Source organism: Streptococcus oralis (genome assembly GCF_001588645.1).
Taxonomy (GTDB): Bacteria; Bacillota; Bacilli; order Lactobacillales; family Streptococcaceae; genus Streptococcus; species Streptococcus oralis_AB.
Genome location: NZ_LAYF01000033.1, coordinates 1 through 457, shown reverse-complemented (window position 1 = coordinate 457; position 457 = coordinate 1). Strand labels below are relative to the sequence as shown.

Annotated in this window: 1 pseudogene; it reads left to right on the top strand. The window is 45.7% G+C overall.

The window, feature by feature from the left end:
• Nucleotides 1-106: 106 nt before the first annotated feature.
• A pseudogene (locus A0739_RS10285) lies at nucleotides 107-457 on the top strand (hypothetical protein); the annotation flags it as partial.

The following is a 457-nucleotide window of genomic DNA, read 5'->3' as shown; positions in this document are numbered from 1 at the left end:
AAAAACTCTGGGAATCATTCCGCGAGGTGACCAATGACCAAAGACGTAGAACTTCATTCATCGACCTGGAAGACGATGAAACAAGCCCTGACAGGCCTCACTGAAAATGCCACAGTCTCTAGCAGTGGCTATGGAAATTACACAAATGCTCAAGCAGGGAGCTATAGTACTGGAACAACTTCGACTGGATTTGCCAAACGGGTGGAGGATCTGGTCAAGATTTCTGAGAAGGTTCAGAAACTCATCAAGGAAAAAGGATACGGACGGTGTCGTTTCCTATACCTATCACGATGAAACCAGCACTGCCCAAACTCTACAAGCCAAACTCTCTACTTTGGAGCGGTATGCTGAGAATGTGAACACCTACATCAATAAGAAAATCGACCGCCCCTTCTATGAGGCTATGGACAAAGTCGGAGCCAAGCTCGAAGCCCTTAACATTCAAAAGTATAAAACG